This window comes from Pandoraea sp. PE-S2R-1, from assembly GCF_002179865.1.
GTDB lineage: Bacteria > Pseudomonadota > Gammaproteobacteria > Burkholderiales > Burkholderiaceae > Pandoraea.
Genome location: NZ_NGUR01000015.1, coordinates 545,956 through 564,865 on the forward strand (window position 1 = coordinate 545,956; position 18,910 = coordinate 564,865).

21 protein-coding genes and 1 pseudogene are annotated in these 18,910 nt (G+C 62.6%); 8 read left to right on the forward strand and 14 right to left on the reverse strand.

Annotated features, from left to right (window positions below; all coding sequences use genetic code 11):
• Positions 1-92: 92 nt before the first annotated feature.
• Positions 93-719 carry a LysE/ArgO family amino acid transporter gene (locus tag CDV44_RS19875; protein ID WP_087689908.1) on the reverse strand — a complete coding sequence of 209 codons (627 nt, stop codon included), beginning with the start codon at positions 717-719 and terminating at the stop codon, positions 93-95.
• Between the two features lie 8 nt (positions 720-727).
• The gene (gene maiA, locus CDV44_RS19880; RefSeq protein ID WP_087689909.1) at positions 728-1,375 is read right to left on the reverse strand and encodes a maleylacetoacetate isomerase; all 648 of its coding nucleotides are present in this window, start codon (positions 1,373-1,375) and stop codon (positions 728-730) included.
• A 281-nt stretch (positions 1,376-1,656) separates the two neighbouring features.
• Between maiA and ybiB the strand changes: the two genes are divergently transcribed.
• Positions 1,657-2,613: a DNA-binding protein YbiB gene (gene ybiB / locus CDV44_RS19885; RefSeq protein ID WP_087689911.1), complete on the forward strand. Its 957-nt coding sequence runs from the start codon at positions 1,657-1,659 to the stop codon at positions 2,611-2,613.
• 201 nt (positions 2,614-2,814) lie between these two features.
• On the opposite strand, the gene CDV44_RS19890 is transcribed toward ybiB, so the two are convergent.
• Positions 2,815-3,198 carry a nuclear transport factor 2 family protein gene (locus CDV44_RS19890; protein ID WP_058377124.1) on the reverse strand — a complete coding sequence of 128 codons (384 nt, stop codon included), beginning with the start codon at positions 3,196-3,198 and terminating at the stop codon, positions 2,815-2,817.
• Between the two features lie 222 nt (positions 3,199-3,420).
• On the opposite strand from CDV44_RS19890, the gene rpoH reads away from it, so the two are divergent.
• The 6 genes from rpoH to CDV44_RS19920 all read left to right on the forward strand — a co-directional run bounded on the left by rpoH (position 3,421) and on the right by CDV44_RS19920 (position 8,996).
• Positions 3,421-4,359: an RNA polymerase sigma factor RpoH gene (gene rpoH / locus CDV44_RS19895; RefSeq protein ID WP_058377123.1), complete on the forward strand. Its 939-nt coding sequence runs from the start codon at positions 3,421-3,423 to the stop codon at positions 4,357-4,359.
• A gap of 448 nt (positions 4,360-4,807) precedes the next feature.
• Positions 4,808-5,119, forward strand: a complete 312-nt coding sequence (gene cydP / locus CDV44_RS27860) for a cytochrome oxidase putative small subunit CydP (protein WP_140413410.1) — start codon at positions 4,808-4,810, stop codon at positions 5,117-5,119.
• On the forward strand, positions 5,109-6,710 hold the full coding sequence (locus tag CDV44_RS19905; RefSeq protein ID WP_087689913.1) for a cytochrome ubiquinol oxidase subunit I: 1,602 nt from the start codon (positions 5,109-5,111) through the stop codon (positions 6,708-6,710). The genes cydP and CDV44_RS19905 overlap by 11 nt, the downstream gene beginning before the upstream one ends.
• A gap of 27 nt (positions 6,711-6,737) precedes the next feature.
• Positions 6,738-7,874: a cytochrome d ubiquinol oxidase subunit II gene (cydB, locus tag CDV44_RS19910; RefSeq protein WP_058380053.1), complete on the forward strand. Its 1,137-nt coding sequence runs from the start codon at positions 6,738-6,740 to the stop codon at positions 7,872-7,874.
• 15 nt (positions 7,875-7,889) lie between these two features.
• Entirely contained in the window at positions 7,890-8,006 is a 117-nt protein-coding gene (cydX, locus tag CDV44_RS19915) for a cytochrome bd-I oxidase subunit CydX (protein ID WP_064675025.1), read from the forward strand.
• Between the two features lie 135 nt (positions 8,007-8,141).
• On the forward strand, positions 8,142-8,996 hold the full coding sequence (locus tag CDV44_RS19920) for a hypothetical protein (protein WP_141118772.1): 855 nt from the start codon (positions 8,142-8,144) through the stop codon (positions 8,994-8,996).
• A 126-nt stretch (positions 8,997-9,122) separates the two neighbouring features.
• On the opposite strand, the gene CDV44_RS19925 is transcribed toward CDV44_RS19920, so the two are convergent.
• From CDV44_RS19925 to CDV44_RS19945, 5 genes are all read right to left on the reverse strand, one after another.
• The gene (locus tag CDV44_RS19925) at positions 9,123-9,725 is read right to left on the reverse strand and encodes an SCO family protein (protein WP_058380052.1); all 603 of its coding nucleotides are present in this window, start codon (positions 9,723-9,725) and stop codon (positions 9,123-9,125) included.
• A gap of 123 nt (positions 9,726-9,848) precedes the next feature.
• Complete coding sequence (gene cyoE, locus CDV44_RS19930; protein WP_058377120.1) at positions 9,849-10,754, reverse strand: heme o synthase; 906 nt, start codon at positions 10,752-10,754, stop codon at positions 9,849-9,851.
• An 18-nt stretch (positions 10,755-10,772) separates the two neighbouring features.
• A complete protein-coding gene (locus CDV44_RS19935) occupies positions 10,773-12,014 on the reverse strand; it encodes a heme A synthase (RefSeq protein WP_087689917.1) in 1,242 nt (413 codons plus the stop codon).
• Between the two features lie 97 nt (positions 12,015-12,111).
• Entirely contained in the window at positions 12,112-12,756 is a 645-nt protein-coding gene (locus tag CDV44_RS19940; protein WP_140413412.1) for a cytochrome C oxidase subunit I, read from the reverse strand.
• Positions 12,753-13,490, reverse strand: a complete 738-nt coding sequence (locus tag CDV44_RS19945) for an SURF1 family protein (RefSeq protein WP_087689919.1) — start codon at positions 13,488-13,490, stop codon at positions 12,753-12,755. Before CDV44_RS19945 ends, CDV44_RS19940 begins: the two co-directional genes overlap by 4 nt.
• A gap of 133 nt (positions 13,491-13,623) precedes the next feature.
• Here CDV44_RS19945 and CDV44_RS19950 point away from each other — a divergent pair, with 133 nt between their 5' ends.
• Positions 13,624-13,827, forward strand: coding sequence for a twin transmembrane helix small protein (locus CDV44_RS19950; RefSeq protein WP_058377116.1), 204 nt, complete (start codon positions 13,624-13,626; stop codon positions 13,825-13,827).
• Positions 13,828-14,115: 288 nt separating this feature from the next.
• Here CDV44_RS19950 and CDV44_RS19955 read toward each other — a convergent pair whose 3' ends face one another.
• The 6 genes and pseudogenes from CDV44_RS19955 to coxB all read right to left on the reverse strand — a co-directional run.
• Positions 14,116-14,976, reverse strand: coding sequence for a cytochrome c oxidase subunit 3 (locus tag CDV44_RS19955; protein WP_058377115.1), 861 nt, complete (start codon positions 14,974-14,976; stop codon positions 14,116-14,118).
• A gap of 35 nt (positions 14,977-15,011) precedes the next feature.
• Entirely contained in the window at positions 15,012-15,233 is a 222-nt protein-coding gene (locus CDV44_RS19960; protein WP_058377114.1) for a DUF2970 domain-containing protein, read from the reverse strand.
• Positions 15,226-15,843: a cytochrome c oxidase assembly protein gene (locus CDV44_RS19965; protein WP_087690761.1), complete on the reverse strand. Its 618-nt coding sequence runs from the start codon at positions 15,841-15,843 to the stop codon at positions 15,226-15,228. The genes CDV44_RS19960 and CDV44_RS19965 overlap by 8 nt, the downstream gene beginning before the upstream one ends.
• 41 nt (positions 15,844-15,884) lie before the next feature.
• Positions 15,885-16,004 (reverse strand): cytochrome oxidase small assembly protein, encoded by a 120-nt coding sequence (locus CDV44_RS28290; RefSeq protein ID WP_212677134.1) that lies wholly within the window; start codon positions 16,002-16,004, stop codon positions 15,885-15,887.
• Between the two features lie 2 nt (positions 16,005-16,006).
• Positions 16,007-17,599 carry a cytochrome c oxidase subunit I gene (ctaD, locus tag CDV44_RS19970; RefSeq protein WP_058377113.1) on the reverse strand — a complete coding sequence of 531 codons (1,593 nt, stop codon included), beginning with the start codon at positions 17,597-17,599 and terminating at the stop codon, positions 16,007-16,009.
• Positions 17,600-17,643: 44 nt separating this feature from the next.
• A pseudogene (gene coxB, locus CDV44_RS19975) lies at positions 17,644-18,873 on the reverse strand (cytochrome c oxidase subunit II); the annotation flags it as partial.
• Positions 18,874-18,910: the final 37 nt, after the last annotated feature.

Genomic DNA, 18,910 nt, shown 5'->3' on the forward strand with positions numbered 1-18,910 from the left:
GGCCCGCACTCATCGAGTAGCGGGCCGTTTTTGTTTTCTACGCGCAGCTTCAACGCACATCAGGCCACGCACCAGCACGCCGCCTCACCCCATCACAACTGCTGCGCGATCAGCCCTGCGCAGAGCCCCCACATCATCACGCCGACGATGCCGTCGAGAATCTGCCACGCCCGCGCGCGCGAGAACAGCGGAGCGAGCAATCGCGCGCCGTAGCCCAGCGTGGTGAACCACAGCACGGACGCCGTCATCGCCCCCGCCGCAAACCACCCATTCCCCGGTGCGGGCTCGCGCGCACCGATGCCGCCGAGCAGAATCACCGTATCGAGATACACGTGCGGATTGAGCAGCGAGAGCATCAGCACCAGCACGAGTGCGCGCTGCCACGTCATGTCTTGCGTCGCCACACGGCTGCCGTCGGCCTGTAGCGCGCCAGTGCCGCGAAACGCCGCCCGCCACGCACGCAGCCCATACCAGAACAGAAACGCCGCACCGCCCCACGTGACCGCCGTCAGAAAGCGCGGATAGGCCGCAATCAGCCCGCCCATGCCTGCCACCCCGGCCGCGATGAGTGCCATGTCGCAAACGGCGCAGACCGCGACAGCGAGGCCTACGTGACGCTTCAGAATGCCCTGACGCAGGACAAATGCGTTTTGCGCGCCAATCGCAATGATGAGGCTGGCGCCGAGCGCCATGCCCCGCCAGAAAGCCGGATCGATCATCGAAGCACTTACTCTGCGTCGGGTTGCGCTTCAGGCGTGGCGCGCTGGAAGGCGTCGAGCGTGAGGCAATGCGCGTTCACCGCCGAAATGCGCGGGAACGGCGTCATGTCGATCTTGAAACGATTCGCGTTGTAGATCTGCGGCACGAGGCAGCAATCGGCCAGCGTCGGCGTGTCGCCGAACGTGAACTTGCCGGGCGTCGGCTGCGCTTGCAGACGCGCTTCGAGCGCCGTCAGCCCTTCGATCACCCAGTGCACGTACCACGCGTTCTTCTGCTCTTCGGTCACGCCGAGGTCGTGCTTCAGGTAACGCAGCACGCGCAAATTGTCGATCGGATGGATATCTGCCGCGATATCGAGCGCCAGCGCACGCACCTGCGCCCGGGCCGCCGGGTCGGCCGGCAGCAATGCGGGCGTCGGGTGAATGTCTTCCAGATACTCGATGATCGCGAGCGACTGGTGGATGTTCACGTCGCCATCGACAAATGTCGGCACCAGTGCATTGACGTTGAGCGCGCGATACGCGGGCTTGAGTTGTTCGCCACCGTCGCGCACGAGATGCACCGGCACGGTGTCGTAATCGAGGCCCTTCAGATTGAGTGCGATCCGCACGCGATAGGCGGCGGAACTGCGGAAATAGCTGTACAGCGTGGACATGGCGTTCCTCAAAGACGGGATATTCCGGGTAAGCAGGCGGCGGGACGTTCGGCGGAGGTCGTAGCCGTATGTTGCGTGGCACTCGCCACGCCCCGCACAGACACGAGATGGTACTTGAAGCGCCGCCCGCTGCAACACCTGATTGCGTATGATGGAAGCCTGTCTTCGCCGCTATCTGCGCCCTGAATGTGCCGTGAATGTGCCCGGCTTGCGCCCGATATGTGCGCTGTAGCGCAGTCCGAAGCCCCCGATTCCCCATCACCTCGAATCTCTGACGCGTCATGACCACTGCTGCTCCGTTTGCCTGCGCACCGCTGCTCAAAACCATCGCCCGAGGGGCAAAGGGCGCGCGGCCGCTGAGCGCCGACGAGACACGTACGCTGTTCGATGCGATTCTCGCGGATCGCGTGGCACCCGCGGAGCTTGGCGGCGTGTTGATTGCGTACCGCATCAAGGGCGAAACGCCGGTGGAATTGCGTGCGATGCTCGACGCCGCCCACGCCACCTTCACGCCGCTCAAGGCCCCCGGCGATGCGCCGCCGCCGGTGCTGCTGCCGAGTTACAACGGCGCACGCAAACAACCCAATCTCACGCCGCTGCTGGCGCTGCTGCTCGCCCGCGAGGGCATTCCGGTGCTCGTCCACGGTCAGCATCATAGCGGGGCGAATCGCGTGGGGACGCAGGCCATCTTTGCCGCGCTGGGCCACGCAGCTTGCCAATCGGGTGCCGAGGCCGAAGCGGCGCTGCGCGCCCGCCGCGTCGCCTATCTGCCGATTGCCGCACTGTCACCCGGCCTCGAACGCTTGCTGGAAATGCGCGCCGCACTGGGCGTTCGGAATTCCGGGCACACGGTCGTGAAGTTGCTCCAGCCGTTCGCCGGACCGGCGTTGCGGCTGGTGAATTACACCCACCCGGAATACAAGGAAACGCTCGGCGAGATGTTCGCCGACGCGGCCAACAGCCCGGCGCCCGGTGTGCTGCTCGCACGCGGCACCGAAGGCGAACCGGTCGCCGATGCCCGCCGTCAGGGCGCGATCGACGGCTTCTCCGATGGCGTACCCCGTGCGTGGCAAGCCGCCGAAGAAGGTGCCTCGGGCACACCGCCCGCCCTGCCCGCCGCTGATGCCGAGGCAACCGCCCGCTGGATCGAGGCCGTGCTGGCCGGCGACGTCACCATTCCGGCCCCCATCGCACGGCAGGTCGAGGTGATCCGGCTGGCACTGGGTGTCAACGGCTGAATGAGCGGCGGTCAATCGGCCTGCACAGGCGACGGTTGGCCAACATTCGAGCGCAACGTATCGCCGTCGTTCGAAATCCGGGGATATTGGGTTTTTCTGCAAAAAATCCGACATTTCCGGAACATTTCATCCCGAAACACATCCAATCTTCTGCTTTGAAGTACACGCTCAAAGCGTGTCATGGAGAGGGTTGCCGCGCCGTTATTCCGCCGACGCCATCCGCGTTGCCTGCCACGAGATGAGCCGCCAGGCTTCGGCCTCGCGCACATGGACCGCCGTATAGATCATTTGCGATTCCAGCGAGCCGGTGGCGGTTTCCAGCTCCACCAGGAGCTTGCCGATCACCACGACGGTGTCGCCGAACTGGTGAAGTTGCTGGTCCGACGATTGAATGTCGAGGTAGCGGCGGCGGCCGGACGTCAGGGCGCCCAGAAATTGCTGTTTTGTTTCACATTTGCCGTTCGAGTGAACGTAGCGAACGCCCTCGGCCAGAAGTGAGTCCAGTTTTTCGACGTCGACCTCGACCATCGCGGAAAACCGCGCTGCTTCGAGCTCTCGGATTGCGTCGATATGCTTTCCAGCCATGCTGACCTCCCCTCTCGCCGACACCTGAACACACGCGACTTGGGTTGCAATTTACACCATCCACGTCACGTTTGCGCCAGTGACTTTTCCCGGAACCCCGGGGCTGCTGGAAAACCCCGAGACCTCGGAAACTTCCCGCCCAGTAAGGGTTCTAACGTCTTTAGCACTCGTCTGGAGAGAGTGCTAAAATGCTTTCCCAGAGGCTAACCAGGAGTCCACCACTTGAGTACTGCCGCCACTTTGCATCCGACGACGCCGGCCACCGGCACGGCGCCGAATTCTCGTGCCCTTGCTATCGCCCCGTCGGCATTGATGCTGCCGGGCAGTCTGGGCAACATCGACAGCTATATTCAGGCTGTTCACCGTATTCCGCTGCTGACCGCCGAGGAAGAGCAGTCGCTCGCCAAGCGTCTGCGCGACAACGACGATCTCGAGGCCGCCCGCCAGCTCGTGCTTTCGCACCTGCGACTGGTGGTGTCGATCGCGCGTAACTACCTCGGCTACGGGCTGCCGCATGCCGACCTGATTCAGGAAGGCAATATCGGCCTGATGAAGGCTGTGAAGCGCTTCGACCCCACGCAAGGCGTGCGGCTCGTGTCGTATGCCATGCACTGGATCAAGGCCGAGATTCACGAGTACGTTCTGAAAAACTGGCGCACCGTGAAGGTCGCGACGACCAAGGCGCAACGCAAGCTGTTCTTCAATCTGCGTAGCCAGAAGCAGGGCCTGCAAGCGTTCACGCCGGACGAAATCGATCAGGTCGCGCGCGACCTGAATGTGAAGCGCGAAGACGTCATCGAGATGGAAACGCGCATGTCCGGCGGCGATATCGCCCTCGAAGGCCACAGCGACGATAGCGACAGCGCCAGCTTCGCCCCGATCGCCTACCTTGCCGACTCGCATCAGGAGCCGACGGCCGTGATCGCTGCCCGCGAACGCGACCATCTGCAAAGCGACGGTCTGCAAACGGCGCTGGGCCGTCTGGACCCGCGCAGCCGCCGCATCATCGAAGCCCGCTGGCTGTCGGTGGAAGACGACGGCAGCGGCGGCGCCACGCTGCACGAACTGGCTGACGAATTCGGCGTCTCCGCCGAGCGCATCCGCCAGATCGAGGCCGCCGCAATGAAGAAAATGAAGGGTGCGCTGCAAGCGTTTGCGTAATCCCGGCTGACATCGGCGCGCGTCTGCTTTAGGACGTGCGACACGATGTCACAGCGGCGCCCCACGGCGTCGCCTGAACACAGCAAAGCCCCGCGATGATTCGCGGGGCTTTTTGCTTTCTGGCGCCGGGCAAAGTTCGCAGACCAATTGCTTAGGACTTGATGCATCGCAAGGTCTACCGGCAGACCGGCCGATAGAATCGCTTCGTACGTGGCCATGCTACGTGCGAAGGACGGCCCGGGGGGCTGCCCGACGCGCCGGACCCTTGTCTCGAATCCGCTTCTCATCGACTGCCCGCCATGGCAGAAGATCCGCATCGAACCAGCGTCATCTGCGTGTCATCCGCCCTCATCCGCCGCGGTTTGACATTTTTAAGCGATAAGGCACAATGCCTCGGAAGTCGACGCTGTTTCCAACACACGACTTTCGACGCCAGGAGCCGTCACGGATGGACACCCACTCTCCTAGCAGTCCGAAGCCTCCCGCCACGGCCACGTCTTCGGCGGTGTCGCATTCCGCCCTTACCACCTGGCTGATCAGGCGCTGGCGTACCCGCCCTTCCCGTTTCATGCTCGAAATCCTGATCGTTCTCGCGATCAAGGTAGTACTCCTTTTCATTCTGAAAAACGCGTTCTTCGACGCCCCGATGGCCAAGCACATGTACTTGCCGCCGGACGTCGTGGCCCGCGCCCTGATCGGGCCGCCCGCCGCAGAAACGCCATCCCCCACCCCAAGTCAAGGTGTCCGCCATGATCAGTAGCGAAGTCGTTGACCTCTCGCGCTTGCAGTTCGCCATAACGGCGCTGTATCACTTTCTGTTCGTCCCGCTCACGCTGGGTCTGTCGTGGCTGCTTGTCATCATGGAGTCGGTCTATGTGATGACCGGCAAGCAGATCTACAAGGACATGACCCAGTTCTGGGGCAAGCTCTTCCTGATCAACTTCGCCATGGGCGTGACCACCGGTCTCACGCTCGAATTCCAGTTCGGCACCAATTGGGCGTACTACTCGCACTACGTCGGTGACATCTTCGGGGTGCCACTCGCCATCGAAGGCCTGATGGCGTTCTTCCTCGAAGCCACCTTCGTCGGCCTGTTCTTCTTCGGCTGGAACAAGCTCTCTCGTATCGGCCACCTGGCCACCACCTTCGCGGTGGCCCTCGGCTCGAACCTCTCGGCGTTGTGGATTCTCGTGGCCAACGGCTGGATGAACAATCCGGTCGGCGCGCACTTCAACTACGAAACCATGCGCATGGAGCTGAACAGCATCTGGGACGTGATCTTCAACCCGGTCGCGCAGGTGAAGTTCGTGCATACGCTCTCTGCGGGCTACGTCACTGCTGCCATGTTCGTTCTTGGTATCTCGGCGTGGTATCTGCTCAAGCGTCGCGACGTGCCGTTTGCGCTGCGATCGTTTGCGGTCGCCGCCGGCTTCGGCCTCGCCTCGACGCTGTCGGTGATCGTGCTCGGCGACGAGTCGGGCTACACCACGGGTGAAGTGCAGAAGGTCAAGCTCGCCGCCATCGAAGCCGAATGGGAAACGGCCAAGCCGCCTGCATCGTTCACGCTGTTCGGGTTCCCGAACCAGAAAGAGGAACGCACCGACTTCGCCGTGAAGATTCCTTGGGCGATGGGTCTGATTGCCACGCGCTCGGCCGATACGCCGGTCATCGGTCTCACGCAACTGCGTGACGAGCACAAGGACAACATCAAGCGCGGCATGATCGCCTTCGCCGCGCTCGAGAAGCTGCGCAATGGCGACACGTCGCCTGCCGTGCGTGCCGAGTTCGACAAGTACAAGGACGATCTGGGCTACGGTCTGCTGCTCAAGAAGTACACGCCGAATGTGGTCGATGCCACGCCCGAGCAGATTCACATGGCCGCGAACGACACCATTCCGCCGGTCGCGCCGGTGTTCTGGTCGTTCCGCATCATGGTCGGCCTGGGCTTCCTGTTCCTGTTCACGTTCCTGTGGGCGTTCTGGCTGTGTGCGCGCCGCCGCTTGCTCAAGCCGCGTTCGGCCTGGTTCCTGCGATGGACGGTGTGGGCCATTCCGCTGCCTTGGCTGGCCGCTGAATTCGGCTGGATCGTTGCTGAAATGGGCCGTCAGCCGTGGACCATCGCCGGCATTCTGCCGACCCATCTCTCGACGTCGTCGCTCTCGGCGGGCGATCTGTATCTGAGCCTCGCGGGCTTCATCATTTTCTACACCGCGTTGCTCATCATCGAGATGTTCCTGATGGTGAAGTACGTCAAGCTCGGCCCGTCGTCGCTGCATACCGGCCGCTACCACTTCGAGACGGAAGACGGTGCGAGCGGGGCCATTGGCCGCGACCGTCCGGCCTCGGTCTGATCGTCAGGGAGAAACCACATCATGATGATCGATTACACCGTACTCAAGCTGATCTGGTGGGTGCTCATCGGCGTGCTGCTGATCGGCTTCGCCTTCTTCGACGGCTTCGACATGGGCACCGGCACGCTGCTGCCCTTCCTTGGCAAAACCGACGCCGAGCGCCGCGTCATCATCAACACCGTTGCCCCCACTTGGGAAGGCAATCAAGTCTGGTTCGTGACGGCAGGCGGCGCGATGTTTGCCGCGTGGCCGCTGGTGTATGCCGCCGCGTTCTCGGGGCTCTACTGGGCGCTGCTGCTCGTGCTCTTTGCGTTGTTCCTGCGACCGGTCGGCTTCGACTATCGAAATAAGTTGCCGAGCGCACGCTGGCGCACGTCGTGGGACTGGGCGCTGTTCGTCGGCAGCGTGGTGCCGTCGCTGGTGTTTGGCGTAGCGTTCGGCAATCTACTGCTTGGCCTGCCGTTCTCGTACGACAACACGCTGCGCTCCACGTACACCGGCTCGTTCTGGGCATTACTCAACCCGTTCGCGCTGCTGTGCGGTCTGGTCAGCGTACTCATGCTGGTCACGCACGGCGCGGCGCACCTGCGCATGAAGGCCGATCCGCTGGTGGCCGAGCGCGCGGGCCGCATCATGCGGATGACGGCACTGGGTACGTTGCTGCTGTTCCTCGTCGCAGGGGTGCTCGTCGCCACGCACGTCGACGGCTTCGCCATCACGCAGATGGCCTCGACCGGCGCGCCGGCCAACCCGCTCATGAAGCAGGTCACCACTGGCCCCGGCCTGTGGCTCACCAACTACCACACGTATCCGTGGATGATCGCGGCGCCCGTCGTCGCTTGCTTGTGCGCGTTGCTGGCAGCGTTGCTCGCCACGAGCCGTGCTTACGCGTGGACGTTCGTGATCACCGGGCTGATGATGGCCGGCATCATCCTCACGGCGGGCTTCTCGATGTTCCCGTTCGTGATGCCGTCGTCCACCGCGCCGGGCAGCAGCCTGACGCTCTGGGATGCCAGTTCGAGCCAGCTCACGCTGCAAATCATGTTGATCGCCGTCGTTGTCTTCCTGCCGATCGTGCTCGCCTACACCGGCTGGGTGTACCGCGTGGTTCGCGGTCGCGTGACGATCGACGAGGTCAACGAAAACCCGCACACGATGTACTGATCAAGGAGCTGCGACATGTGGTATTTCTCTTGGGTTCTCGGCCTTGGCCTCGCGCTCGCGTTCGGCATCATCAACGTGATGTGGTTCGAAGCGCACGACGATCTCGAACGACGTAGTCAGGAAGGTAGCTGAACGTCGAACGCGCCCCTCGGGGCGCGTTTTTTCTTGGTATGGCACAAAGACCGAAACCGCGCGTGCGGCGACCAAGCCCGCGCGACACGCACGCAGTACCGTGGCGCCTCTCTGACTGAAACGATGAGGTTTGCCATGCTCCCGACACCCTCCGCCGCTGCCGCGTCTGTTTCCGCTTCCGAGCGCTGCGACGTGTGCCAGCGACTCAAGGCCTCGCCCACCTTCGAATATCTCGACCACGTGGCACGCAGCCAGCGCGGCACACCGGTTCTCAACCGCACGCCGTCGCAACTCTCCTGCCTGAAACTGGTTCTCGACATGCCATATGCGGCGCTACGGGCCGAACATCTGATCAATACCGGCATGCCGCCCGAGGGGGCCGCCGATCTTGTCGCACGCCTGAGTCAATGCCCTGCTGGCGAATTGCAGCGACGCATTCAAGCCACGCCGACACTGCGCGACTGGTTTGATCACATCGCCCTGCCGCCCCCTGCCGGGCTGGACGAGGCCTCGCTGATCCTGTCGCTACGGGTGCTTCAGTTGTTCGCGCACCCGACCAGCGTGCCGGTTGTATTCGACCCCAATCGCCGGACGGTCTCGCTGTTTTACGCACCCGGCCGTGCGCCGCAGGAAGGTGCCATTCCTGCCGACGGTGCCATACCGCGAATGCTGCTCGATGCTGCCGAATGTCTCGATCCCGACGCCCCCGCGTCTCGGGCCAGTCGTACGGCACTGGACCTGCTCGTACGTACCAACGACATCGACGGTCGCCGCCAACGCTCCCCCTTCTGGCAATGCGATTCCGACTATTGGTGGCACGGAGGCGACGTGGTGCGCTCCGTCTCGACCCAGCTCACCCCGGAATTCGAAACTTGGCTGGAAGCGCGACGCGATACCGCGGTTTCACACAGCTTCTTTCATACCCACCGGGAATTGATTGCCGCCAATGCCCAGCGACGCAATGAGATGCTGCACCCAGCATCCGAGTAACCTCACTACGGATAAGCATCGACGACAGACGTAAAAAGGGCGGCTCCAGGCCGCCCTTTCTTACTGCCAATCACCGCGAAACACTACCCATCGGAAATCCGGTGCGTGCCAGAATCTCCGCCGCGCTTAGCTCAACAGCGTCTTCAGATCCTGCGCCATCGCGTCGACCGGCTCGTCCGGACGCATGAACAGACGCAGTTGTCCCTTCGGGTCGAAGACATAAATGCCGGCGGTATGGTCGATGGTGTAGTTGGTCGGCGTCGAGCCTTCCACCTTGTTGACCACCACGCGGAACGACTTGGTCACTTGCTTGAGCGCCGCATCGTCCGCCGGGCGCAGCCCCACGAACGCCGGGTTGAACGCCGGCACATACTGCCCCATCAATTCCGCCGTGTCTCGCTGCGGATCGACGGTCACGAAAAGCACCTGCACGTTCTGCGCGTCCGGGCCGAGCTTCTGCATCACCTGATTGAGTTCGGCCATCGTGGTCGGGCACACATCCGGGCAATGCGTGTAGCCGAAGAACATCACCACGGCTTTGCCCTTGTAATCGGCGAGCGTGCGCGTTTTGCCCTGCGGGTCGAGCAACGAGAAGTCCTGCGCGAACTCCTTGTTACCGGTGATATCGAGACTCTGGAACGTCGGACCGTCCTTGCCGCAGGCGGCGAGCAAAACGGTAAGCCCCATCAGAAACATCGCGCGGCGCAACCAGATGACAGCAAGCTTCATGAAGAAATGACCCCGAAACGTATGGAATTGATGGCCTGAAAAGACAACAGGCGCGTCGGCAGAGAAAACCGTACGCGCCTATCATCGTCCGCACCCGGCCGTGGCCGGATACCGTTCAGACACTTAACCGAGCAAATAGATCTGCACGTAGTGATCGATCAGCAACGCGGCGAACAGCAGCGAGAGGTAGACGATCGAATAGCGGAACATCGAGCGCGAGAGCGCATCGGAATAGTTGCGCCACAACTTGATCGCGTAGCCCAGGAAGATGCCCGAGAGCACGACCGCCGAGGCGAGGTACAAATAACCGCTCATGCGATGCGCAAACGGCAGCAGCGACACGGCAAACAGCACCACGCTATAAAGCAGAATCTGAAGACGCGTGTACTTTTCGCCGTGCGTATTCGGCAGCATCGGCAGGCCGGAATTCACGTAGTCCTGACGGCGATAGAGCGCAAGCGCCCAGAAGTGCGGCGGCGTCCAGACGAAGATGATGAGCACCAGAATCCACGCATCGGCCGGCACGGCGCCGGTCACGGCGGCCCAGCCGAGGGCCGGCGGCATCGCACCCGCAGCACCGCCGATCACGATGTTCTGCGGCGTCGAGGGCTTCAGGATGATGGTGTAGATGAGGGCGTAGCCGACGAAGGTGCCGAGCGTGAGCCACATCGTGAGCGCGTTGGTGTACGTGTAGAGCACCACCATGCCGGCAGCACCCAGAATCGTCGAGAAGACGATGATCTGCCACGGTGCGATTTCACCCCGGGCGGACGGACGCCACGCGGTGCGGCGCATGAGCGCGTCGACGCGTTGCTCGATCAGGCAGTTCACGGCGAAAGCGGAACCGGCGAGCAGCCAGATACCGATGGTGCCGCCAATCAGCACCTGCCACGGCACCATACCGCGCGTGGACAGGAACATGCCGATGACGGCGCAGAACACGGCGAGCTGCGTCACACGGGGCTTGGTCAACGCCCAGTATTGTGCGATACGGCTAGACGGCGGATGGGGAAGGGTCGTGCTTTTCATACACTCAGAGGCAATGCGCTACGCCGAGCCAGTCGGGGCGCCAGCGAGTGGTGCGGCAGCCGGCTCCGCTGCGGGGAGGGGCTTCTGGCGGGCGGGATCGGCAGACGAATCCAGGGGACTCAGATCAGCCGAAACAGACGCCGCCCGGGCGGCGCGAATGCGGTAGTTTAACATAACAAGCAATAGCAGCAGGACCGCCGCCCCACCGTTGTGCGCAATGGCGTTCAGCAACGGCCACTGGAAAACGATGTTCGACAGCCCCGTCGCAAACTGCACGAGGACAAGCATAAATACCAGAGTTGCGGGCCGCCGTAGCGCGGCATGTCGTCGCAGGCGCGTCGCCAGCCAGCCCAGATAAAGCACCACGATCACCGCGAACGTCCGGTGCGCCCAGTGAATCGCGACGAGGGCGTCCATCGGAATGACCTCCCCGCCGGCCGTCTTGCCCAGCTCACGCCAGAGCTTGAAGCCGTTGTGGAAGTCCATCGACGGCACCCACTGACCTTGACACGTTGGGAAGTCAGTACAGGCAAGCACGGCGTAGTTGGTACTCACCCAGCCACCCAGCGCAATCTGGAACACCAGCAATGCCAGCCCGATCAGCGCCGCCCAGCGCCAGCGCAACGCACTGGGATCCGCCGCAATACGTGACGCAGGCACCTGACTCGACGCGAGCCACGCCAGCGAGCCCAGCAAAGTGAGCGCCAGCATCAGGTGCGTCGTAACGATCACCGGCTGGAGCTTCATGGTGACCGTCCAGGCGCCGAACGCGCCTTGCACGCACACGAGCACGAACAGCCACGTGGCGAGCCACGGCGACTGCACCGGCACGTGTCCTGGTGTGCGCCCTTGCAACGCGGCGTCGCGGCGCCCGCGGGCTTTCAGCCATTTCGTCCAGGCCATCACCATCAGTACGATGATCAGCACGCCCACTGCCATGGCGAAATACCGGTGGATCATCTCGATCCACGCCTTGACGAACGTCACCGGCCCGGTCGGCAGCATCAACTGTGCCGCGTGAATGTCGGCATGCGCCGCAAACGGCGACGACGTCCCGTAGCAGCCCGGCCAGTCGGGACAGCCAAGCCCCGAATCCGTCAGGCGCGTGAAACCGCCGAACATGATCAGGTCCAGCGTGAGAAAGGTCGTCACCCAAGCCAGTTTGCGGTACTTGTCGGCGTCGCGGCGCAGCAGCACCCAGCCCAGCGGCAGCACCGCGATACACAGGCCGATGAAGCCCAGTTCCAGAAGGTAAAGCATCGGTTTTACGTCAATCCTTCGTCATGTCCGGCGCGTGCTCGCAGCCGAATTTCCGTCATACGGTCAGCGACCGCCCTTGCCCCAGCCCTCGCGCCGGTCAACCCGTACCCGACCACTTCAGCAGTCGCGTGAGGTCGCTCTTGATGCGGCCCGGGTCGGGGTTCTTCGGAAACGCCATCATCAGATTGCCCAGCGGGTCGACCAGATAGATGTGATCGCGCAGGCCGGTGCCCTCTTGCGTCGGCAGCCAGTTGGCCAATGCCACCGGGTCGGCGCGCAAACGGCGCGTGTCTTCGTAGGCCGTGTCGAGCTTGTCCGAGACGGCGTTGTCGTCCGTCACCAGCCAGATCGTTTCCACGCGCGTACGCTCGTTGCCCTGCAACACGCGGATCTGCCGCATGTAGAAGAGCTTGCTCACACAATTCTCATCGCACGCCGCCGTGTCCGCGCTGATCAGCAGCCACTTGCCCTTGAGGGACGTCAGCGGCAGGGTCTCGTTGGTCTCGTCGTCGCGTACGACCAGTGCAGGCAGCGGACGCTGCGGCTCGATCAGCTTGCCGTACGACGACGTGCCGCCCTGCGGCTTGAACACGAAATACATCAGGTAAGCCGCCACGGCCGGTGCCGCGCACACGGCGAACAGCAGCACCAGCATGCGCCGCGCCTTGCGGCGTTGCACCGGGTCGATCGCCGGTGTCGTGGGTGCGGATTTGGCCTGCCCGCTGGTCACATCTGCACTCATATCCGCCTCATGTTCTGCGCTGGGTTTGCCAGCCGACGGCCGCGCTTGTATGCCAGACGCAGCCCCAACAGCGCGAGGATCAGCGACATGCCGAACCACTGCGCCATATAACCATAGTTGCGATCTGCGCCACTTGCCGGTGCCGGCCAGTCGCGCAGCAGATGATCGCCCGTGTCGTTCGTCTGCATGATCACGAACGGCTGTAACGGCAAGCCGGTCTCGCGCGCGTAATCGCCCGCGTCGAGATTCTGCCGGATCATCAACCCTGCCGCCGAGCCGCCATGCCCCAGTTCGAAGGCGCGTGACGGATCAGGTTGGGCCAGGCCCTCGATCGTCACGTCGCCCGCGGGTGTGGGATACGGCATGATCGCGGCGCGATCGCGCAAGTCGCGCGGCAGCCAGCCACGGTTCACCAGCACGACGCGCTCCGGCGTGACCTGCAACGCCATCACCACGTAGAACCCCGGGAGTTCGTTGCGCGGACGGTTATCCAGATACACCACGCGATTCTGGAGAAAATGCCCGGTCACGCGAACACGCCGGTTGGCAACGTCGGACAACGCATAAGCGCGCGCGTTCGGGCCACGCTCAAGCTCGATCACCGGCGCGTGCTCAGCCTGTTCGATCTGCGCCTGACGGTCCAGCCGCAGATGAGCGCGGCCGTATTGCCACACGCCCAGCGCAGCGGTCAGCGCCACGCCCAGCACAATCAGCAGCGCCGGCACGGGCCGCATGCCGCGAAAAAGGGTTTTCAACACTTACGTTCCTTGTCTGGCAGCGCGTGAGAGCCCTCGCGCACACTGCATTGCAGCGTGCCAGCCGGGGCTCGTTGCCCGATAATGACGCATTCCCGTCATCCAGCCGATCATGCGCATTCTCGTTGCCATCGCCTTCATCTTGATTCTCGGCAGTCTGGCGTCCGCATTGTTTTTCATGATGCGGGACAAGGGCCGATCCAATCGCACCGTCCATTCACTCATGGTGCGCGTCGGCCTGTCGGTGACGCTGTTTCTGCTCATCCTGTTTGCCAACTGGATGGGCTGGATTCACAGCACGGGCATACGATACTGAGTCCCGCGCGCGAGCCCTGCGGCAAATCGCCGCACCCATCGTCTACCTCTCGAGCGGATCGAAACCCGGGCGCAGTGACGTTCAGCAAACGTTCGTCACGGCTCGCGTCGACGCCCCGGCCCACCCCGCGCGCATTGCTGCGACATATGGCCGCATTCTCGGCGGCGTCCTGACGCATTCCCCGCATTCCCCACATTCCCGCTTCGCGAACGCTGCAAACAGAAACGCCGCCGGAATCCGGCGGCGTGTCACACCGATCGATACGCGATTCGATACGGCGTTAGGCCATCAGAGCCAGTACACCACGACGTACAGACCCAGCCACACGACGTCCACAAAGTGCCAGTACCAAGCGGCGCCTTCGAAGCCGAAGTGATGCTCCGGCGTGAAGTGGCCCTTGATCAGGCGAATCAGCATGACAGAGAGCATGATCGCGCCCAGCATCACGTGGAAGCCGTGGAAACCCGTGAGCAGGAAGAACGTCGAGCCATACACGCCCGAGGTCAGCTTCAGGTTCAGCTCGGTGTAGGCGTGGTGATACTCATACGCTTGGAAGCCCAGGAACACGAAGCCCAGCACGACCGTGGCGAACAGCCAGAAGATCGCGCTGCCACGATGATTCGCACGCAAGGCATGGTGCGAAATCGTGAGCGTGACGCCCGAGGTCAGCAGCAGTGCCGTGTTGAGCGTCGGGATCGGCCACGGGCCCATCGTCTCGAACGCATCGACCACACCGGCCGGGCCGGCGTTCGGCCACACAGCGGTGAAGTCGGGCCAGAGCAGCTTGTTGTCGAGATCGCCGAGCCACGGCATCGCCAGCGTGCGCGCATAGAACAATGCGCCAAAGAACGCGGCGAAGAACATCACCTCGGAGAAGATGAACCAGCTCATCCCCCAGCGATACGAGACGTCGATGCGCTTGCTGTAAAGCCCGCCCTCCGACTCGGCAATCGAATCGCCGAACCATGAACGCAAAACCCACAGCACCCACAGCAGGCCGGCCAGTGCCGTCCACGGGGCCCACGGCAGCCCGTTGACCCACGCGGCAGCCGAGCCGAGCACCACCAGCAGGCCGATGCTGCAATTGACCGGGTGGCGCGATGGCGCCGGTACGAAGTAATAAGGCGCCGTTTGGTGTTGACCACTCATTCTTATCTCTCCAGGCTTGGTTCTCTTTGTCTGAATCACGTCGCGAGGCGGATGGCGAGCTTCGCCAGCAGCACCAGCGCCACCACGAACAGGATGCCCCCGATCAGTCCCGCGATAATCAGATGCACAGGGTTGAGCTGCGCCATGTCGCGGTCGTGATCACGCCCCTTGCGCACGCCGAAGAACGACCAGAACACCGCTTTCACGGTCTGGACAAACGACAGCTTGCGACGGGTCGCCTCCTTGAGGTCATCCATTGCTGCCCTTGCCTCCGCTTCCACCCGTTAGCGCACCCGGCGCCGTCGCCGGGGCGTTCGACACATCCGCACGCTGATTGGCGTCGGCTTTGCCGAGATCGAAAAAAGTGTAGGACAGCGTAATCGTCGTCACATCTTTTGGCAGCTTCGTGTCCACCACGAACACCACCGGAAATTCCTTGGCCTCACCGGCCCTGAGCGTCTGCTGCGTGAAGCAGAAACACTCGATCTTCTTGAAGTAGCTCGCCGCCTGCGCTGGGGCATAGCTCGGAATCGCCTGCGCCCGAACCTCATGCGGTTGCTGGTTCGCCACTTCGTACTCGATCGTCGCAATCTGCCCCGGGTGAACGGTCAGACTGCTCTTGGCCGGTTTGAACCGCAACGGCCCCTGCGCATTCGCATCGAACTCGACAATGATCGTGCGGCTCTCGTCGACTTGCGAATTGCGCGCGGTCAGCTCGTTCGTGCGATCGCCCAGTTGGTTGATGCCCACGAGATCGCAGAACGCGCGGTAGAACGGCACCATGGCGTAGCCGAAACCGAACATCACCGCGACCAGCAGCAACAACTTGCTGAAGGTGCGCACATTGAGCCGCCGCATACCAACCATATTCATCCTTTTCCATCTCGCCGAACGCCGGTTGCCCCGCGTCAGATCCCGCCCAGCAACTTGGCCTTGATCATCACGCCGAAGAAGAAAATCGCGACCACCGACGCCAGAATCAATCCGGTGCGCAGGTTCTTTGCGCGCTGTTCACGTGCGAGTGCCATGTTCAATGCACCTTCGGCGGCGTCTCAAACGTGTGGAACGGGGCCGGGCTCGGCACGGTCCACTCGAGACCTTCGGCGCCATCCCACGGCTTGGCTTCTGCCGCCGGACCACTACGCCACGTCGGCAGCGCGATGCAGAACAGGAAGTACACCTGCATCAGGCCGAAACCGAACGCGCCGATCGTCGCGATCTGGTTGAAGTCCGTGAACTGCGCCGGGTAGTCGGCATAGCGACGCGGCATGCCGGCCAGCCCCAGGAAGTGCATCGGGAAGAACGTCACGTTGAACGTGATGAGCGAGCCCCAGAAGTGGAACTTGCCGCGCCACTCGTTGTACATGTGGCCTGTCCACTTCGGCACCCAGTAATAGAACCCTGAGAAGAGCGCGAATAGTGAACCGGCCACTAGCACATAGTGGAAGTGCGCCACCACGTAGTAAGTGCCGTGCATCTGAATGTCGAGCGGTGCCAGCGAGAGGATCAGGCCGGTGAAGCCGCCCATCGTGAACACGAACAGGAAGCCCACGGCGAAGAGCATCGGCGTCTCGAACGTGAGCGCGCCCTTCCACATGGTGGCGACCCAGTTGAACACCTTCACGCCGGTGGGCACCGAGATGAGCATCGTCGCGTACATGAAGAACAACTGGCCCGTGACCGGCATGCCGGTCACGAACATGTGGTGCGCCCACACCATGAACGAGAGAATCGCGATCGACGCCGTGGCGTACACCATCGAGCTATAGCCGAACAGCGGCTTGCGCGAGAACGCCGGAATCACCTGCGAGACGATCCCGAACGCCGGCAAGATCATGATGTACACCTCGGGGTGACCGAAGAACCAGAAAATATGCTGGTACATCACCGGATCGCCGCCGCCTGCTGCATTGAAGAACGACGTGCCGAAGTGACGGTCCGTGAGCAGCATCGTGATCGCGCCTGCGAGCACCGGCATCACGGCGATGAGCAGGTAGGCGGTGATCAGCCACGTCCACACGAACATCGGCATCTTCATGAGCGTCATGCCCGGCGCGCGCATGTTCAGAATGGTCACGATGATGTTGATCGCGCCCATGATCGACGAGGCGCCGAGAATGTGCGCGCCGAAGATCGCCAGATCCTGGCCCGGCCCCATCTGCACCGACAGCGGCGCGTACATCGTCCAGCCGGCTGCCGTGGCACCGCCCGGCACGAGGAACGACGAAATCAGCAGCAGACCGCCGACCGGCAGCAGCCAGAAGCTGAAGTTGTTCATCCGCGCGAAGGCCATGTCCGACGCACCGATCTGCAACGGGATCATCCAGTTCGCAAACCCCACGAACGCCGGCATGATCGCGCCGAAAATCATCACCAGCCCGTGCATCGTGGTGAGCTGATTGAAAAACTCCGGACGAATGAATTGCAGGCCCGGTTCAAACAATTCCGCACGGATCATCAACGCCATCACGCCGCCCGAGAGCAGCATGACGAACGAGAAGATCATGTACATCGTGCCGATGTCCTTGTGATTCGTCGCGAACAGCCAGCGACGCCATCCGTGCGGATGGTCGTGCGCGTGATCGTCGTGACCCGCCACGTGATCGTGAGCGATGGAACTCATACCCAATCTCCTTCCTCGACTTGGTCGAACGGCACTTAACTATTCTTCGCTGCGCGCACAGCGTTGGCGGCATCACCGGCATTGGCCGACTTGTTGCCACGCGCTTCGCGCACCTGTGCCGGCTGAACGACGTCGCCGGTCTTGTTGCTCCACGAGTTGCGCTCGAACGTAATCACGGCGGCCAACTCCACATCGTTCAGATGCGACCAGTTCGGCATCGCATTCTTGCCATGCAGCACGATGCTGATGTGATCGGCCACCGGGCCCGTCACGATCTTCCCGCCATCGAGTGCCGGGAAGGCACCGCCGCCCTTGCCGTTCGGCTGGTGGCAAACCGCGCAGTTCGAGGCGTAGACCTTCTGACCACGCTCCATGAGTTCTGCCACGGTGTAGGTCTTGTTGGGATCGTCGGCGGAGGCCGCCATCAACTTCTTCTGCGCGTCGACCCACTTGGTGTAGTCCTCTTCCGAGACGACCTTCACCACGACCGGCATGTATGCGTGTTCCTTGCCACACAACTCGGTACAGAAGCCGCGATACTCGCCCACCTTCTCGGCCTTGAACCACGTGTCGCGCACGAAGCCGGGAATCGCATCCTGCTTGATACCGAAGGCCGGCACGTAGAACGAGTGAATCACGTCGTTGGCCGTCGTGATCAGGCGCACCTTCTTGTTGACCGGCACGACCATCGGGTTATCGACTTCTTGCAGGTATGTGTTGCTCTTGGGTTCCTGACCGTCGATCTGGCTGCGCGGCGTGCTGAGCGTCGAGAGGAACTTGATGCCCTCGCCGTCGCCCTTGAGGTAGTCGTAGCCCCACTTCCACTGGTAGCCGGTGACTTTGATGGTCAGGTCGGCGTTGGTGGTGTCCTTCATCGCCACCACGGTTTTCGTGGCAGGCAGCGCCATCAGAATCACGATGATGAACGGCACGACCGTCCAGATCACCTCGACCGTGGTGCTTTCATGGAAATTCGCGGGCTGATGGCCCTTGGATTTGCGGTGCTTGATGATCGAATAGAACATCACGCCGAACACGCCGATGAAGATCACCAGACAGATGATCAGCATCATGGTGTGCAGGCTGTGAAGCTCTTCCGCAAGCTTGGTGACCGGCGGCTGGAAGTTGAGCTCGTTGACGGCCGGTCCCCCCGGCATATCGGAGACCGCCGCCACTGCCAGTGCCGGAGCGCCGGCGAGCAGTGAGGCGCCCGCAAGGAAAGCCGCCAGGGCATGTTTCGTTTTTTTCATAGCTTCCTTACCCAAAATTACCATCCAAATCCTCCCTGGCGGTCGCCCGAGATCGTCTCCA

What these genes read in the sequence shown, in the direction of transcription:
- CDV44_RS19875 (WP_087689908.1), bottom strand. Translation starts at nt 719, where the DNA reads ATGATCGATCCGGCTTTCTGGCGGGGCATGGCGCTCGGCGCCAGCCTC.
- maiA (WP_087689909.1), bottom strand. Translation starts at nt 1,375, where the DNA reads ATGTCCACGCTGTACAGCTATTTCCGCAGTTCCGCCGCCTATCGCGTG.
- ybiB (WP_087689911.1), top strand. Translation starts at nt 1,657, where the DNA reads ATGACCACTGCTGCTCCGTTTGCCTGCGCACCGCTGCTCAAAACCATC.
- CDV44_RS19890 (WP_058377124.1), bottom strand. Translation starts at nt 3,198, where the DNA reads ATGGCTGGAAAGCATATCGACGCAATCCGAGAGCTCGAAGCAGCGCGG.
- cydP (WP_140413410.1), top strand. Translation starts at nt 4,808, where the DNA reads ATGGACACCCACTCTCCTAGCAGTCCGAAGCCTCCCGCCACGGCCACG.
- CDV44_RS19905 (WP_087689913.1), top strand. Translation starts at nt 5,109, where the DNA reads ATGATCAGTAGCGAAGTCGTTGACCTCTCGCGCTTGCAGTTCGCCATA.
- cydX (WP_064675025.1), top strand. Translation starts at nt 7,890, where the DNA reads ATGTGGTATTTCTCTTGGGTTCTCGGCCTTGGCCTCGCGCTCGCGTTC.
- CDV44_RS19920 (WP_141118772.1), top strand. Translation starts at nt 8,142, where the DNA reads ATGCTCCCGACACCCTCCGCCGCTGCCGCGTCTGTTTCCGCTTCCGAG.
- CDV44_RS19925 (WP_058380052.1), bottom strand. Translation starts at nt 9,725, where the DNA reads ATGAAGCTTGCTGTCATCTGGTTGCGCCGCGCGATGTTTCTGATGGGG.
- cyoE (WP_058377120.1), bottom strand. Translation starts at nt 10,754, where the DNA reads ATGAAAAGCACGACCCTTCCCCATCCGCCGTCTAGCCGTATCGCACAA.
- CDV44_RS19935 (WP_087689917.1), bottom strand. Translation starts at nt 12,014, where the DNA reads ATGCTTTACCTTCTGGAACTGGGCTTCATCGGCCTGTGTATCGCGGTG.
- CDV44_RS19940 (WP_140413412.1), bottom strand. Translation starts at nt 12,756, where the DNA reads ATGAGTGCAGATGTGACCAGCGGGCAGGCCAAATCCGCACCCACGACA.
- CDV44_RS19945 (WP_087689919.1), bottom strand. Translation starts at nt 13,490, where the DNA reads ATGCGGCCCGTGCCGGCGCTGCTGATTGTGCTGGGCGTGGCGCTGACC.
- CDV44_RS19950 (WP_058377116.1), top strand. Translation starts at nt 13,624, where the DNA reads ATGCGCATTCTCGTTGCCATCGCCTTCATCTTGATTCTCGGCAGTCTG.
- CDV44_RS19955 (WP_058377115.1), bottom strand. Translation starts at nt 14,976, where the DNA reads ATGAGTGGTCAACACCAAACGGCGCCTTATTACTTCGTACCGGCGCCA.
- CDV44_RS19960 (WP_058377114.1), bottom strand. Translation starts at nt 15,233, where the DNA reads ATGGATGACCTCAAGGAGGCGACCCGTCGCAAGCTGTCGTTTGTCCAG.
- CDV44_RS19965 (WP_087690761.1), bottom strand. Translation starts at nt 15,843, where the DNA reads ATGGTTGGTATGCGGCGGCTCAATGTGCGCACCTTCAGCAAGTTGTTG.
- CDV44_RS28290 (WP_212677134.1), bottom strand. Translation starts at nt 16,004, where the DNA reads ATGGCACTCGCACGTGAACAGCGCGCAAAGAACCTGCGCACCGGATTG.
- ctaD (WP_058377113.1), bottom strand. Translation starts at nt 17,599, where the DNA reads ATGAGTTCCATCGCTCACGATCACGTGGCGGGTCACGACGATCACGCG.